At 39.7% G+C, this 15667-nt stretch carries 14 protein-coding genes; 2 read left to right on the forward strand and 12 right to left on the reverse strand.

Features of this window, described 5'->3' with window-relative positions:
• Nucleotides 1-51 precede the first annotated feature (51 nt).
• The 8 genes from IGJ45_RS09695 to IGJ45_RS09730 all read right to left on the reverse strand — a co-directional run bounded on the left by IGJ45_RS09695 (nt 52) and on the right by IGJ45_RS09730 (nt 8656).
• Nucleotides 52-594, reverse strand: coding sequence for a DUF3267 domain-containing protein (locus IGJ45_RS09695; protein ID WP_252711366.1), 543 nt, complete (start codon nt 592-594; stop codon nt 52-54).
• Between the two features lie 221 nt (nt 595-815).
• Complete coding sequence (locus tag IGJ45_RS09700; protein ID WP_081132170.1) at nt 816-2396, reverse strand: peptide chain release factor 3; 1581 nt, start codon at nt 2394-2396, stop codon at nt 816-818.
• Nucleotides 2397-2622: 226 nt separating this feature from the next.
• Complete coding sequence (locus IGJ45_RS09705) at nt 2623-3429, reverse strand: MetQ/NlpA family ABC transporter substrate-binding protein (RefSeq protein ID WP_003126324.1); 807 nt, start codon at nt 3427-3429, stop codon at nt 2623-2625.
• Between the two features lie 8 nt (nt 3430-3437).
• Nucleotides 3438-4106, reverse strand: a complete 669-nt coding sequence (locus tag IGJ45_RS09710) for a methionine ABC transporter permease (protein ID WP_349703746.1) — start codon at nt 4104-4106, stop codon at nt 3438-3440.
• On the reverse strand, nt 4093-4815 hold the full coding sequence (locus tag IGJ45_RS09715) for a methionine ABC transporter ATP-binding protein (protein ID WP_081132169.1): 723 nt from the start codon (nt 4813-4815) through the stop codon (nt 4093-4095). The genes IGJ45_RS09710 and IGJ45_RS09715 overlap by 14 nt, the downstream gene beginning before the upstream one ends.
• 32 nt (nt 4816-4847) lie before the next feature.
• Nucleotides 4848-5861: a lipoate--protein ligase gene (locus tag IGJ45_RS09720; protein WP_349703747.1), complete on the reverse strand. Its 1014-nt coding sequence runs from the start codon at nt 5859-5861 to the stop codon at nt 4848-4850.
• A gap of 192 nt (nt 5862-6053) precedes the next feature.
• Nucleotides 6054-7430 (reverse strand): hemolysin family protein, encoded by a 1377-nt coding sequence (locus tag IGJ45_RS09725; RefSeq protein WP_003126319.1) that lies wholly within the window; start codon nt 7428-7430, stop codon nt 6054-6056.
• 101 nt (nt 7431-7531) lie between these two features.
• Nucleotides 7532-8656: an AI-2E family transporter gene (locus tag IGJ45_RS09730; RefSeq protein ID WP_003126318.1), complete on the reverse strand. Its 1125-nt coding sequence runs from the start codon at nt 8654-8656 to the stop codon at nt 7532-7534.
• Nucleotides 8657-8795: 139 nt separating this feature from the next.
• Here IGJ45_RS09730 and IGJ45_RS09735 point away from each other — a divergent pair, with 139 nt between their 5' ends.
• The gene (locus IGJ45_RS09735; RefSeq protein ID WP_003126317.1) at nt 8796-9236 is read left to right on the forward strand and encodes a GNAT family N-acetyltransferase; all 441 of its coding nucleotides are present in this window, start codon (nt 8796-8798) and stop codon (nt 9234-9236) included.
• A gap of 207 nt (nt 9237-9443) precedes the next feature.
• On the opposite strand, the gene ntdP is transcribed toward IGJ45_RS09735, so the two are convergent.
• The 3 genes from ntdP to recX form a co-directional block, all read right to left on the reverse strand.
• On the reverse strand, nt 9444-9977 hold the full coding sequence (gene ntdP / locus IGJ45_RS09740; protein ID WP_003126316.1) for a nucleoside tri-diphosphate phosphatase: 534 nt from the start codon (nt 9975-9977) through the stop codon (nt 9444-9446).
• A 93-nt stretch (nt 9978-10070) separates the two neighbouring features.
• Nucleotides 10071-11216 carry an A/G-specific adenine glycosylase gene (mutY, locus tag IGJ45_RS09745; protein WP_081131592.1) on the reverse strand — a complete coding sequence of 382 codons (1146 nt, stop codon included), beginning with the start codon at nt 11214-11216 and terminating at the stop codon, nt 10071-10073.
• Nucleotides 11209-12003: a recombination regulator RecX gene (gene recX / locus IGJ45_RS09750; protein WP_081131593.1), complete on the reverse strand. Its 795-nt coding sequence runs from the start codon at nt 12001-12003 to the stop codon at nt 11209-11211. Before recX ends, mutY begins: the two co-directional genes overlap by 8 nt.
• A 115-nt stretch (nt 12004-12118) precedes the next feature.
• On the opposite strand from recX, the gene rlmD reads away from it, so the two are divergent.
• The gene (gene rlmD / locus IGJ45_RS09755) at nt 12119-13495 is read left to right on the forward strand and encodes a 23S rRNA (uracil(1939)-C(5))-methyltransferase RlmD (RefSeq protein WP_349703748.1); all 1377 of its coding nucleotides are present in this window, start codon (nt 12119-12121) and stop codon (nt 13493-13495) included.
• A 99-nt stretch (nt 13496-13594) separates the two neighbouring features.
• Here rlmD and glyS read toward each other — a convergent pair whose 3' ends face one another.
• Nucleotides 13595-15667 carry a glycine--tRNA ligase subunit beta gene (gene glyS / locus IGJ45_RS09760; RefSeq protein ID WP_349703749.1) on the reverse strand — a complete coding sequence of 691 codons (2073 nt, stop codon included), beginning with the start codon at nt 15665-15667 and terminating at the stop codon, nt 13595-13597.

A 15667-nucleotide genomic window follows, 5' to 3' on the forward strand; every position in this document is an offset into this window, starting at 1 on the left:
AACGTTTTTCAAATGAGTGCAAAAAAGCACAGCCCTAATGGCTGTGCTTTGCTAATGATTGGAATAAAAATTTATCCCCTGTTCGGTATCTTCTACATAACTATGCGCTGGAGCTTTAGTCACTAAATAACAAAAATAAAAATCCCCAATACAGGCTGACCCATGAAAAGAAGCCAACCAGACAAATGCATAAGGAGAAATTTCCCTATACGCATACAACAGCCATAAGATCAAAGTGATCAAGACAAAAGGAGCAAGCAAAATAAGTAAAAACTGCCACCTTGAATAAAAGGAATTAGGACTTGTTGCATAGGCCAAACCATTCTTAAAACCAAATTTGACTTTTCCTTCCTTATTGAACAGCTTAAAAAAAATCCCGTGAATCAATTCGTGAAAGATGATTAACCCTGCCATTGATAGAATGGCAATAACGAGATACATTAAATCGATAGTGACTTCTTCCGATAACTTTCTGTCTAATGTTAAAAGCGTAAATAAAGCAAAGAAAATAACCAATAGAGGAATCGTTAAGATATTCAGTTTCATGATTAGCTTTTTATCGTCAAGCAAATTGACACGCTTGATTAATTTCATAATGACCCCCTTACTCCTATTTGCAACACTATAAGCGCTCGTCTCACGTCGTAAATTATTATATCAGTCTTTTTAGACCAAAACAATTCGATTTTTTACTGATACAAAACAAAAAAACATTCTTATCAAAAACGATAAGAATGTTTTTTTAGACAAGAACCAACTCATTTCTCGCTCCCATCATTTGAGAACACTTGCCGTCACAAGTACTAGCAGTGTTTTCACATCAAACTTTTCAATTCGACATCTGGATATTTGTCGGCGAACCAACGCATCGCGAATTGGTTCTCAAACAAGAACAATGGCTGGTCGAAACGGTCTTTGGCTAAAATGTTGCGACTTGAACTCATCTTTTCATCCAAATCTTTAGGATCGATCCAACGAGCAATCTTATGTCCCATTGGCGACATGATCACCTCTGCATTGTACTCGTTCAGCATTCGATATTGAAATACTTCGAATTGCAGCTGTCCAACCGCTCCAATAATGTATTCATCACTGAGATACGTTTTATACAATTGGATGGCTCCTTCTTGCACTAACTGATAGATCCCCTTATGGAATGATTTTTGTTTCATAACATTTTTGGCTGTTACTTTCATAAAGAGTTCAGGTGTAAACGAAGGTAATTCTTCATAGGCGACTTTCAATTTCCCTTCATATAAAGTATCACCAATTTGATAATTTCCGGTATCATATACCCCAATGATGTCGCCGGCAACAGCTTGCTCAATATTTTCGCGAGTGTCTGCCATGAACTGGGTCACATTACTTAATTTCATTTTTTTGCCTGTCCGCTCAAGCGTGACATCCATTCCCCGTTCAAATGTTCCTGAGCAAATGCGGACAAAGGCAATCCGGTCACGGTGTGCGGGGTTCATATTGGCTTGGATTTTGAAAACAAATCCTGAAAGCTCTTGTTCGTATGGACTAATTTCTTCTCCTGTCATTGTCTTATGTCCGTAAGGTGCTGGTGCAAATTGTAAAAATGTTTCTAAGAAAGTTTGCACACCAAAGTTTGTTAACGCAGAGCCAAAAAAGACAGGGGTTTGATCACCACGAGCGATTTTCTCTTCATCAAAGGAATCGCCAGCTTCTTGTAATAATTCGACTTCTTCCAACACTTGTTGATAGACACCATTTTGATTCAGCGGATGATCTTGGGGAATTTCACCGTTTTGATCAAATGGAATCAGGCGTTCACCGCCATGAGATTCTGGACGATAAATTTCAACCCGTTGATTGTGAATGTCATAAAGTCCTTCAAGCCCTTTTCCCATTCCGATTGGCCAATTCATTGGGTAGGACTCGATTTGAAGCAACTCTTCTAGCTCTTCTAAAAGTTCTAATGGTTCACGACCATCACGGTCTAATTTGTTGATGAAGGTAAAGATCGGGATTCCCCGTTTTTTTACGACTTGGAAAAGCTTTTTCGTCTGTGCTTCGATCCCTTTGGCACTATCAATAACCATCACGGCGCTATCAACAGCCATTAACGTACGATACGTATCTTCAGAGAAATCCTCATGTCCTGGTGTATCCAAAATGTTCACACGTTTCCCTTGATAATCAAATTGCATTACAGAACTAGTGACAGAAATCCCCCGTTGTTTCTCGATTTCCATCCAGTCGGATTTAGCAAAATTACCGGTTTTCTTTCCTTTGACAGTTCCTGCTTGGCGAATTGCTCCCCCAAATAGCAGCAACTGCTCAGTGATCGTTGTCTTCCCAGCATCCGGGTGAGAAATAATCGCAAAGGTGCGACGACTTTCAACTTGTTGTTTTAAATTTGGATTCTCCATGTTATGTAGTTACTCCATTCCTTGAAATTAGAACTCTCTGTGTCTATACAAAGATTTTCTGACCAAATCAGTATATCATGTATCAAGAGCGGAAAAAAGAAAAATTACAGACAAATGCTCTCTATCATTCAGATTCGAAAGTCTAGAGAGCAACTGTTTAAGCAGCTTGATAGCTATTTGTATTTATACGAGAACTGCTGTGAAAGCATGAAAAACACTCAAAAAACTAAAAGGCTGGAATTAATGTATCACTATGCTCATTTTCCAAAAATTCTTTGACTTTATCACTGGTCATCGCTTTTCGCAAAACATTGATTTTTTCTGAATCTTGATTGTCCTTACGAGCAACTAAAGAGATCGCAAAACGATCATCTATCGTTTTCTCTAAGAACAAGGCATCGTCAGGCTTTAGACCAATTTTGGCGATATAGGTCGGATAGTTGTAGACAAGGGAGACATTTGGTTCATTATAGGCTTCTGCTAGATTCAATAAGTCCACAGACAACCATTCAAAGTTTTTAGGATTCGCAGTAATGTCTTTGATCGTACCATTGACTCCAACTCCATCTTTTAATTCAATCAATCCTTGCTCAGCTAAGATGGCTAATGCTCGTCCTTCATTAGAAACATCATTCGGCAGAGCAACTTTCGTTCCTTCAGGAATGTCTTCAATTTTTGTATACTCTTTTGAGTAAAAGCCCACTTTAGCATTATAAATTTTGTCTAAAGCCACTAAATCTGCTGATTTTTCCTCATTGTAGCGTTGCATATACGGCTCATGCTGCGCAAAGTTTGCGTCTACTTCCTTATTATTCAACAGCTCATTGTATTGAATATTGTCATTTACTTGTACCAATTCAATTTTCCAGCCATCTTCTACCGCATCGGCTGCTACTTTGACAACATCTGTCATAGGGGTCGTTTGAGAAGCGACTTTAATCACTTTATCCTCTGATTGCGACTCATTCCCTGTTCCACAAGCACCAAGAAACATTACTGCTAGTACTAACCCAAAAAATATTCCTTTTTTCATTCCTACTCCTACTTTCTTTTATCAACTTTTTTTGCTAACCCATTCCCAATCAACTGAATACTAAAAACTGCTACGATCATCACTAAAATGGCAAAATACATGACCCCATATTCGTACCGTTGATATCCATAACGGATGGCAAAGTCTCCGATTCCTCCTCCGCCAACGATTCCCATCACTGTGGAATAAGACACCATACTGACGATCGTTGTCGTCAGAGACAGGATTAACCCGCTTCTTGCTTCCACGAGCAAAAATTCTTTGACATATTGATAAGTGGAGACACCTAATGAGCGTGCCAATAGTCCGACATCTTCTGGGACATCCAACAATACCTGCTCGACTAAACGAGCATAGACGACGATTGACACAATACTCAATGGGATACTTGCTGGGATCGGCCCAAACGAGCTGCCTAACAAAAAACGAGTGACGGGAATCATCGCAACAACAAACAGTAAATAAGGAAACGAACGAATGACCGTGATCAGCAAATTTAATATTTGATACAAAATCGTTCCCTGATTGTTGTTTTCACGACTAATAAATAATAGAATACCTAATGGCAATCCAATCAAAATAGCGGCGAAGATAGAGATACTCATCATGATCAGGGTTTCTTCCATCGCCTGCATCAATTCTGGTAAATAGTATTGAATACTCTCAATTATCGTCATGCTTTAGACTCCTTATCACACGATCGACATAGTTTAATTCTTCTTTTTGTAAAAGATGCGGCGTATTCGCTACTTCCGCTACGATTCTTCCTTGTTCCATAACATAGACCCGCTCACAAACTTGTCGAACCGCTGACAATTCATGACTAACAAACACGATTGTAGGCTGGAAAGTGCCATGAACCTTTTGCAATAACGATAAAACATCTCCCTTAGTATCTTCATCCAATGCACTGGTCGGTTCATCACACAAGAGGATCTTTGGTTCTTTGACCAAAGCACGGGCAATTGCTACTCGTTGCTTTTCCCCTCCACTTAAAGAAGCAGGATAAACCGAAGCCTTTTCAGACATACCTACGAAGTCTAACGTTTCCATCACTTGTCGTTGTGATTTTCCAGCTAATTTTAAAGGCAAAAAAACATTGTCGTAGACAGTCAGATTATGGAGCAGATTAAATTGTTGAAAGATCATCGCAATATCTTGCTGTAGACTTCGTCTCATTTTCTTGGTCAATCCTGTCGTGTTCACGCCATCAATCACGATTTCGCCAGCTGAAGGAGATTCGATCAAATTAATCAGACGCAACAAGGTAGACTTCCCGGAACCGCTTTTGCCGACGATACCGACGATCTCATTGTTGATTGTTAACGATACTCGATCAAGGACATTGTCCTGATATACTTGTGAAACCTCTTTTACTTCGATCATATTTGGTTCCTGACGCTCCTCTGCCTTCAAACTCAATTGAAAAGTAGTGATACAAATTGCTCATTTGTCAGTTGATGGATATATTTCGCGACTTCCACCCCTTGAAAATGCTGTCGCAACTCTTCATTATAAGGAAGACCAATCAGCTGTTTTTCGAGACCAGCGATATCTTCTTCGCCAAAAAAATCTCCAGTGATTTGTGCTTCTGTGATTTTCCCCTTTGCCACTGAAAAGCGTAGTTCAACGATACCAACATTTTCAAAACGTTTGCGTTTCGTCCATTGATAATTCGGGGCTTCCCCATAAATCCATTGATCATTGGCATATCGCAATTGATACAACTGATTAATCTTCCGTTGATCTTCAGCCGTTAATTTGATTTCTTTTTCTTGGATTTCCTCAATGTTGTCGACGTCATAAATATGACAGAGCAATTGATCTCTAAATTCTTTCGTTGACAACTGTTGATATTCTTCAGAAAGATAAGGCTTGATGTTGGTCACACTTTTACGCACTGACTTTGTTGCCTTCGAGTCGATCTTTTCCTGTGGAACGTTCAACACTTTTGTCAAAACGCTTAAGTCAACATCGAACATCAATGTTCCGTGGGAATAGCTTCTGTCATTTTTTGTGTACATGGCGTTACCAGAAAATTTCTTTCCTTCAACAAACAAGTCATTTCTTCCCCGTACTTCAACCTCTTTTTCTCCCATCTTCTGCAATGCTTTCAAAATAGGTTGGGTGGCTCCATGATAATCACCAAAATGAGTCACATCTTTTTTAGTCACAAAGCTAAAACTCATGTTGCCTAGATCGTCATAAACTGCTCCGCCACCAGAGGTTCTCCGGGTTAAAACGATGTCATTATGTCGTAAATAGTCAAAATTTATTTCTTCGTAGGCATTTTGGTTTCTACCGATTATAACACAAGGCTTTTGTATGTATAACAGCAAGCATGGTTCTGAAATATCTACGTTATTCATTAAATATTCTTCAGTAGCTAAGTTCATCCGAATATCATCACTTTTCATTCGGTAAAATCTCATTTTCCCACCCCACAATGATTTCTAGTTATCGCACTCTTATCCTCTCTTTAATTCACAAGAAAAGCAAGAAATATGCTTAGTTATTTTAGTTTTTTTATCTAGCTAAATCTGTATCATTTGATTAACTCATTCTGTTCTATATATTATTTTTAGACAAAAAAATGCTTGAAGCATTTGCTTCAAGCATTCATTTTATCGACGAGGTTCGTCTTCTTCAAAATCTTTTTTGAAATAGCGGCGTTCTTCTTCAGGTTCGACAGCTGTTTCTTCAGGATCATGGAAGATAACGCGGATCTTCAATACACGTGACCCTTCCATTTCTTCTGTAATCAGTGTGACGTTATCCACTTTAAAGGATAATTTCTCTCCTTCATCAGGAATCAACCCTAAAGCTGTGATCAAATATCCGGCCATTGTATCAACATCACTCATGTGCAGGCTCATATCAAATGCTTCATTAAAGTCATCAATCAACATTCGCCCTTGGATGATGTACTCATGATCAGAAACTTGTTCATATAATTCTTCTACTTCATCCGATTCATCGTCGATCTCACCAACGATTTCCTCTAAGAGGTCTTCTAAAGTAACCAGACCTACGACACCGCCGTATTCGTCTAATAAGATAGCCATCTGATTTTGAGTCTTTTTCAACTCATAGAGTAAGTCATCAATAAAAACAGTTTCAGGCACAAATAATGGTTCTTGGAGGATTTGTTTAATATCTAATGTTTCAAATCCATATTTATAGGCACATTTCAGCAGGTTTTTTGTATGTAAAATACCTACGACTTTGTCTTTGTCCTCATTATATACTGGGATTCGAGAATAGTTTTCTGCTAAAATTTCTGTCAAAATTTCATCTACTGAATCATTGATATCGACCATAAATGCAGTAGTCCGCGGCACCATCACTTCACGGGCCACCTTCGTATCCAATGAAAAGATTCCTTGTAGCATTTCCAATTCATCTTCTTCAAAGACACCTTCTGTTTCTAACATATACCGCATTTCATCACGAGTCATTTTTGTATCTTCATCATCAAATTCCATTGGTGTGATTCGAGCTAACAAACTAGTTGAAGCGGAAAGCAACCACACAAATGGTTTTGCGATCGTACCAATCACACGTATCACACCTGAAGTAAATTGAGCAACTTCTTCAGATTTGTTCATTGCGATTCGTTTTGGATACAACTCACCAAATACGATCGAAACATAGGTCAAAATCGCTAATACAATGATATTAGCCAGGCTTTTTGCTGCAGCTCCGCCACCTAGAACGGGTGCTAAGCGGGTAGATAGCGTATCTGCCAGTGAGGCCCCTGATAAGATATTGACTAATGTGATCCCAACTTGGATCGTCGACAAGAAGTTGGTGGGATTGTCAATGATTTTCAATAATTTTTGTGATTTGACATTTCCTTCCTCAGCCTTCTGTTCTACACGGTTCTTATTAACTGAAACAACCGCGATTTCTGAAGCAGCCAAGAAAGCATTGATCAATGTCAAAACGATCAATAATAAAATTTGCGCTAATAGCGACTGACTCTCGGGGTCAGCATTCATAATAGCATTCTCTCCTTATTTTTACATTTTCTAAAAAAAATCGTGGGCTATACCCACGATAAAATCGTATCATAAAGCTTTTTTCTTTGCAATAAAAACCATCAGTTATCTAGTTCGATCAATTTCTCTTGGTTTTTCTTGCTTTTATCGTCACGAATCAAACGAATCACAAAAATCACAATCGTACGACAAATGGCGTAGAAAGGTACTCCTAAGAAAATACCCAGTAATCCAGCGATGTTCCCTGCGACTAGCAACACTAAAATAATGGTTAGCGGATGAATCGCCAATGACTTTCCGATTACATTAGGATAGATCACATTACCATCTAATTGTTGAACGACTAACACGACTACACCACATAACAGAGCCCGGAAAGGATCATCAAAGATTGTCACTAAAACTGCCGGAATCAAGCCGAGGTAAGGGCCCAAATAAGGAATCAAGTTAGTGATCCCTGCAATTACACCAAATAAAAAGGCGTAATTGACACCCACTAGCCAGTAGCCGATAAAGGTAAAGGTCGCGACAAAAATACATTCAATCGCTTGTCCGCTAATGTAATTGGACAATGTTTTATTCAGATCACCCAATAACTCGATGATTTGATTTCGTCTTTTTTCAGGTAAAACTGATTGAATATTTGGCACAAGTTTCTCGCCGTCTTTCAGCATATAAAATAAGATGAATGGTACTGTAACAATGATCATCGTTGCTGAAGCAATCGTTCCTACGATCGATCCCAAACTTGTTGACAGCCCACTTAGAAATTGTTGCAGCAATGAACCATAGGAAAGATTGAGATTTTCTAACTGTTGCGCAAAGTCGATCTGTTTAAATACTGGGTCATCTGCTATTTTAGAAATCCAAGTCTCCATATTTTTAGCAAAAGTAGGAATATTTTCTGCAAGTTGTGAAATTTGGTTGATCAGATTTGGAATCACGCTTACGACTGTTAGGACAATAGCTGCTACTAATAAGAGTAAAACTAAAATCACAGCGTAGATTCTTTTGATCTTAGTGGTCTTCATCAGAAAAACGACGATCGGATTAAGCAGATAGTACAAAAAGCCTGCAATTAAGACCGGCGCAAATAATGTCGAAAAAAATGTTCCTACTGGTGCAAATAAGAAATTGATTTTGCTCAATACCAGAGCTAACGTGGCAAGAACGAGAATTTCTAATGACCAGAAGAAAAGTTTTGATTGTTTGAATTTGTCGAACAAACGATTCCCTCCTTTTTTTCACTATTATAGAGTATTTTGCAAAAAAAAGCTTGCGACTTTAGCCGCAAAAGCAATTTTTCTTTTCGTAAAAATGGTATACTTAGAAAATAATTGATGAAATAAGAAGGTGGTTGATTTTATGTTCGTCGCACAAACCAAAGATACATTAAGCGAAATTTATCTGGACTCGTTGAAAATTCGTAATGATGTCTTCGTCAAAGAACAAGGCGTGCCCTTAAGTCTTGAGATCGATCAGGACGAAGCAAACGCGGTCCATTTTGTTCTCTACAATGAACAAAAAGAAGCAACAGCAACTTTGCGGCTGCTTCCTATAGATAGCCACACATTGAAACTTCAGCGTATGGCCGTACCCGTTTCCCATCGCAAAAAAGGCTTCGGACGAATTTTGATCCAAGGGGCGGAGGATTTTGCTCGGAAACAAGGGTTTCAAAAAATCACTTTAGGTGCTCAGCTAACCGCAAAAGGTTTTTATCTTTCTCTAGGCTACCAACCTGAAGGGGAAGAATTTCTTGATGCGGATATGCCCCACATCAAAATGAGTAAATATCTGCAGAACTAAGTATCTTAAAAGCTGTCAATCACTTATAACTCACGTGATTGACAACTTTCGCTTCTTTATAGAACTGGATGAATCTCCTTTAAAGAAGCCCCGCCTTACAAATCAATCACTCGATGACAGGCACTATTTTTTGATACAAAAAGACTCGACTTCGAATTAAAGTCGAGTTTTTTGCACATTGAAGTGACCCTTTACGGCTACTCCTTGCTATTTCTGAGACAACTGCTTGTAGCGATCATACCAAATGTCCACATACCCCTCAGAAAATGGTCCTTTGCCATTATTGATCCAATCTACTAAAATTTTGACATTTTCTTTTAAAATAAAATCAATGTCCTGCGGATAATGCATGATCTTGCTATGAAGCTCATATTCATCCACATCTAGTAAACGTTTCTCACCATCAGGAAATACTTTGATATCAAGGTCATAATCAATATATTTCAAGGCCTCTTCATCAAGCAAATACGGTGAAGCGAGATTACAATAATAGGAAACCCCCTTTTCTCGGATCATTGCGATTACATTAAACCAGTATTTTTTATGAAAATATACAATAGCTGGCTCACGGGTAACCCAGCGTCTTCCATCCGATTCAGTCACCAATGTATGATCATTGACACCAATCATTGAGAATTCGCTCGTCTTTAAGACCATAGTATCCCGCCACGTTCGATGCAAATTGCCGTCATGTTTGTAGCTTTGGATGCTGACAAACTCTCCTTCTTTTGGAACTCGCATAGCAACCCTTCCCTCAGCAAGAAAACTTGCGTTTTGTTTGGGTGTTCATTACACCGATATCGTAAATATTATAGCAATAAAACAACCCTTTGCCTAGAAATGTTTATCGACTTTATGATTTTTCTTCAATTGTTCGACTAATTTCAACTGAGGTTTGGGAAAGACATACTGTTCAAATTCTTCTGGCGCAGCCCATTGACTGTGTTCTAACGAGAATTCCGACGGTGTGCGTCCATAAAAAAGCAGTATGTGCCATTTCAAATGACTAAAGATGTGAGTAACCTCACCAAGATGTCTTTTTTGCCAAACGACGGGAAATTCAGGGAAAATCGGAGCTGGTTCTTCTGCAACTGCATCCAATGTTAACTGTTGGTCTTGCCAATAAGCCAATAATTGCGTATAGGTCGCCTGATCCACTTCCAAAAGCGGAAAATGCCACATTTTGGCTAACAAGCCAGTTTCTGGTCGCTGCACCAATAAAAAGCGGCCATCTTCTTCAATAGCTCCAGCAATGTAATACACATCTTTTGGCTTCGCTTTTTTTGATTTTACGGGAAAGTCGGTTTGTGTTCCCTGCTGATAGGCTAGACAATATTCTTGCAGTGGACATTCTTCGCATAATGGCGAAGTCGGCGTACAAATACTTGAACCAAGATCCATCAAAGCTTGATTGAATTCTCCTGGCTCATCGTGAGAAATGATTGTACGCATTGCTTCATCAAAGACTCCGCGAGAACTCGCTTTAGCTATATCTGCCTCAATACAAAACAAACGACTCACTACACGCATCACATTGCCATCGATTGCAGGTTCCGGCAATCCAAAAGCGATACTGCCGATCGCCCCGGCAGTGTAAGGACCAATCCCCTTTAACGAACGAATATCAGTGATGGTCTGTGGCATCTCTCCATCGAACTCTGCCATGATTTGTTGAGCGGCAGCTTTTAAATTGCGAGCACGAGAGTAATAACCTAATCCTTCCCAAGCCTTCAAAAGCTTCTGCTCTTCTGCACCAGCTAAATCTTTGATGGTTGGAAATTGTTCCATAAAGCGGTAATAATAGCCAATGACGGTGTCCACTCTTGTTTGCTGGAGCATGATCTCCGAGATCCAGATTGCATAGGGATCGTTGGTTGCTCTCCAGGGGAGATTCCTTTTTTCATCATGGTACCAATTCAAAAACTTGTCTTGGAAAGAACGAATGTCCTCTTTTGACCACTTTTCCCACTGTTTATTCATCCATAACTTCCTCATCTAAAAATTGTTGGATCGCATCCAGAGCGAAACCTTTTTGGTAAAGACCTTGTTTGATTTTCATTTTTCTTTTATTCAAAGGCAACCGCTGATGTCTTCGCAAAAGTCGTTGACCCTCTTTTTGCAAAGCTGCGTTTTCCTCTTCGTCGTCTCTATCTGTAGGCAGTTCATCTAAAATTAATTGGATAACTGGTTGTCTAAACCCTTTTTGCATTAGGTGCAGCGATAGTTTCTGCATCATCTCTTTGTGACTTTTCCCTTGGAACCGACGCAATGCTTTTTCGGCAGTATGATAGCCGACATCAAATTGCTTTTCTTCTGTATATAACGGCATCACTTCTTGAATCACTTCTTCAGACAGCCCTTTTTGTTTTAGTTGCTGACTGATGACTGATGGCCCTTTGTCTCCTAAACGGATTTGTGTCCGCAAGTAGCTTTCTCCGTAGGTACGGTCATCAAGTAAATTTAGTTCTTTCAATCGCTGCACGACCAAATGGCGATCCTCTAAATTGATTTCTTTGTCTTTTAGATAGGTACGAACTTCTTTTTCGGAACGTAGTTGATAGCTAATGTAATTCATTGCTTGCTGCAGCCCAATATCAAAACCGGAGCTTTTTTTGATTTCGGTCAACTCTTCTTCCGTCACTTCTTTTCCTTTTAGAAGACGGAAACGAACCAGAAGATCCTCAGAAACCCGCAAAGATTCTCCATTGGAGCAGTCTACTTCGTAAAAGGGACCTTTTCCCTTACTGATACGAATGATCGTTATCATTTTCTTCACCTCACGAACGTATATTCTAGTTTATCACAAAAAAGGGGAAATTCCTTCAAAAGAGCTATAAAAAGTATGGTAAAATAGAGAGACTATTTATCGATAAGGAGCAATCATGGAAAACGTACAACTTAAAAACGGTCAAAAACTACAACTGACGATCAAACGTTTAGGAATCAACGGAGAAGGAATCGGCTATTATAAAAAATTGATCGTCTTTGTCCCGCGAGTTCTTCCGGGAGAAGAAGTGATTGCAGAAGTGACCAAAGCAACTCCGAGGTTTGCAGAAGCGAGAATGACCAAAATCATCAAGAAAAGCAGCGACCGTATTCTCCCCCCCTGCAAATTTTATGATCGTTGTGGGGGCTGTCAATTACAGCATCTTGTTTATGAAAAGCAGCTAGACTTTAAGAAAGACTTATTAAAACAAGCATTAACCAAATTTAAGCCCAAAGGTTATCAGAAGTATATCTTAAAAGATACGATTGGCATGGAAGAACCATGGCACTATCGCAACAAAGCGCAATTTCAGTTGCGATATGATACAAAATCAAAACGAATCGAAGCTGGTCTTTACGAAATGGATTCTCATCGTTTAGTGGCGATTGATGATTGTCTCGTTCAAGAAAAAGCAACCCAAGATGTGATCAATGGCCTTGTGCAGTTACTGAACAAGTATCAACTCCCAATCTATGATGAAAGAAAAAACAGCGGCATCCTGAGGACTTTGATGGTCAGAGTGGGCAGAGCGACCGGCGAAGTACAAGTCGTTTTTATCACGAACTCTAGCAAACTGCCACAGAAAAATGCCTTGATTCGAGAAATCAATCAACGCATGCCTCAAGTAGTTTCGATCATGCAAAATGTCCAAAGCAAGAAGACCTCGGTGATCATGGGGGATGAAACTTTACATCTCTGGGGAAAAGAAGCGATTGAAGAACGATTGCAGGAATTAACATTCGACCTTTCTCCTCGTGCATTCTTCCAACTGAATCCGCAACAAACTAGTATACTTTATGACGAAGCAATCAAAGCACTGGCATTGACAAAAAATGAAACCGTCGTTGATGCCTATTGTGGTGTTGGAACGATTGGACTAAGCCTCGCAAAACATGCAAAGGAAGTCCGTGGGATGGACATCATTCCGCAAGCAATCGAAAATGCCAAAGAAAATGCCCGCCGAATCCAAGCAAATAATACGCATTATGAAACAGGAACTGCTGAAGACTTACTCCCTAAATGGTTTGCTGCTGGTTTTAGACCCGACAGTATTGTGGTTGATCCCCCTCGAACTGGATTAGATGACCACCTGTTGCAAGCGTTAGTTGCTCAGCCGCCAAAGAAAATGGTTTATATCTCTTGTAATGTTTCAACATTAGCCCGTGATTTGGTCAAATTAGCGTCTGTCTTCAAGATTGAGTATCTACAGTCTGTTGACATGTTTCCTCAAACTGCTCGTTGTGAAGTTGTCGTTAAATTGACGCGTATATAAAAAGCCTAGCCATCTTCAAGTAAATGAAGATGGCTAGGCTTTTTTAGGAATTCAGCTAGTATCCAAACACACATTGTTGGACACTAGCTGGATCAAATCTTATTTTGTGACTAAAGCATCAAGGCTGGCTACTGCCAAACTCATTTTGGCGATCTTATCCAATAATGCAAAACGATTGCGACGTATTGCCTCGTCATCTACCATGACCATTGTCTGATCAAAATAAGCTTCGATCAATGGTCTCAATGAAACTAGGCTTTGATAGTTTTGTTCCATCGTTTGTTGCGGGAACTTATCTTCAATGGCGACCACTGCCTCATAAAGCGTATTTTCTGATTCGTTCTCAAACAATTCAGGATTGATTTGTTTGTGTTCAAGATCTGCCTTTTTCGCAAGATTAATGACCCTTGTCAAAGCTTCCATCGAAGGTTTGAAATCAGAATCATTCAAATGTGCTCTCAACATTTGAGCAGCTTCAAACAAAAGACTGATATCGCCTTGACGAGAGTTGATCACTGCTTCGATCACATCATGACGAATGTTTTTCGTTGCTAAGAATTGACGCAGACGTCCGTCAACAAAATCAATGACTTGCTCTTGTCCTTCGTTCAATTGAATGCCATAGACTGATGGCTGTTCATTGATTGCTGTGCGGATTTTTTCCTGTAAACGGGCTAACGGGAAGTACCAACGTTTCTCAGCAATAATCCGAATGATGCCATAAGTTTGTCGGCGCAATGCGTATGGATCGTTCGATCCGCTTGGAATCATGCCCACTGCAAAGAATGACAGTAAACTGTCTAACTTATCAGCAATTGCTAAAATTGCTCCAACGCTTGATTCAGGTAACGCACCTTCAGCAGAGACAGGCATATAATGTTCACGGATCGCTTGTGCCACTTGCGGTGTTTCTCCTTGCAAGAGAGCATACTTTTCACCCATGACTCCTTGTAATTCCGGAAACTCACCGACCATATTCGTTACTAAATCAAACTTATAGATTTCTGATGCACGTTTCAATTCTGTTCTTTCATCTTCAGACAATCCGACGGTTTCTCCAATGATTTGAGCAATAACAGCTACCCGTTGCATTTTTTCATATAAGCTACCGATTTTTTCGTGGAAAGTGACTTGTTTTAGTTTCTCCACACATTGATCGATGGTAAGTTTCTTATCCTCATTGTAAAAGAATTCCGCGTCTTCTAGACGCGCTGTCAATACTTTCTGATTTCCTTTGACTACATTATCGATTTTTACCCGATCGCCGTTTCTTGCTGAAATGAAATGGGGCAACAAAACACCTTCTGGGGTGCGCACATCAAAATACCGCTGATGTTCTTTCATCGAAGTGACTAAGACTTCTTCTGGAACTGAAAGATATTTTTCATCAAAGTCACCGACAAAAGCAGTCGGATATTCTACCAAGTTGTTCACTTCTTCTAAAAGATCTTCATCAAGATCGATCCGCCAGTTGTTTTCTTTAGCAATTGCCTCAATTTGGTCTACGATCAATTGCTGTCTTTTGGATGGATCAGCGATCACGAATTGGCGTTCCATTTGACTCAAATAGTCATCGGCAGTTTCAAAGGTGACTTCTTCTCCAAGGAAACGATGGCCACGGGATTTCCGATCTGTTACTACGTCAAGGACTGTAAATGGTACGACTTCAGCGCCAAACAATGCTACGATCCAGTGGATTGGCCGGATATACTCAAAATCGAAATTTGCCCAGTGCATTGTTACTGGGAACACCAAACTAGTAATGACCTCTTTCAAACCAGTTAAAACTTCAAGCGCTGGTTTACCTTGAATATGCTTGGTGACATAGACATACTCCACACCATTTAATTCTTTGAAGGTAATTGCATCTGTGGTCAATCCTTGTCCACGAACGAACCCTTGGGCTGCTTTTGACCAATTGCCATCGGCATCGATTGCAATTTTTTTGGCAGGTCCTTTCACTTCTTCTTGCGTATCAGCTTGACTTTCCGGAATCCCAGTCACATATACAGCTAAACGTCGAGGTGTAGAATAAGCTTCGATCGAACTGAATTGCAGTGCATGAGCTGTCAAAAACTCCGCCGTTTTTTGTTGTAGCTGTTTCATGCTTGGCGTGACAACATGTGCTGGCATTTCTTCTAAACCGATTTCTAATAATAGGTTTTGTGCCAT

This window comes from Enterococcus sp. DIV0574 (genome assembly GCF_051711125.1).
In the GTDB taxonomy this organism is placed as follows: Bacteria; Bacillota; Bacilli; order Lactobacillales; family Enterococcaceae; genus Enterococcus_D; species Enterococcus_D gallinarum.

Excerpts from the sequence above, each read along its gene's own strand:
- IGJ45_RS09695 (WP_252711366.1), bottom strand. The coding sequence starts at position 594 with ATGAAATTAATCAAGCGTGTCAATTTGCTTGACGATAAAAAGCTAATC.
- IGJ45_RS09700 (WP_081132170.1), bottom strand. The coding sequence starts at position 2,396 with ATGGAGAATCCAAATTTAAAACAACAAGTTGAAAGTCGTCGCACCTTT.
- IGJ45_RS09705 (WP_003126324.1), bottom strand. The coding sequence starts at position 3,429 with ATGAAAAAAGGAATATTTTTTGGGTTAGTACTAGCAGTAATGTTTCTT.
- IGJ45_RS09710 (WP_349703746.1), bottom strand. The coding sequence starts at position 4,106 with ATGACGATAATTGAGAGTATTCAATACTATTTACCAGAATTGATGCAG.
- IGJ45_RS09715 (WP_081132169.1), bottom strand. The coding sequence starts at position 4,815 with ATGATCGAAGTAAAAGAGGTTTCACAAGTATATCAGGACAATGTCCTT.
- IGJ45_RS09720 (WP_349703747.1), bottom strand. The coding sequence starts at position 5,861 with ATGAGATTTTACCGAATGAAAAGTGATGATATTCGGATGAACTTAGCT.
- IGJ45_RS09725 (WP_003126319.1), bottom strand. The coding sequence starts at position 7,430 with ATGAATGCTGACCCCGAGAGTCAGTCGCTATTAGCGCAAATTTTATTA.
- IGJ45_RS09735 (WP_003126317.1), top strand. The coding sequence starts at position 8,796 with ATGTTCGTCGCACAAACCAAAGATACATTAAGCGAAATTTATCTGGAC.
- ntdP (WP_003126316.1), bottom strand. The coding sequence starts at position 9,977 with ATGCGAGTTCCAAAAGAAGGAGAGTTTGTCAGCATCCAAAGCTACAAA.
- mutY (WP_081131592.1), bottom strand. The coding sequence starts at position 11,216 with ATGAATAAACAGTGGGAAAAGTGGTCAAAAGAGGACATTCGTTCTTTC.
- recX (WP_081131593.1), bottom strand. The coding sequence starts at position 12,003 with ATGATAACGATCATTCGTATCAGTAAGGGAAAAGGTCCCTTTTACGAA.
- rlmD (WP_349703748.1), top strand. The coding sequence starts at position 12,119 with ATGGAAAACGTACAACTTAAAAACGGTCAAAAACTACAACTGACGATC.
- glyS (WP_349703749.1), bottom strand. The coding sequence starts at position 15,667 with ATGGCACAAAACCTATTATTAGAAATCGGTTTAGAAGAAATGCCAGCA.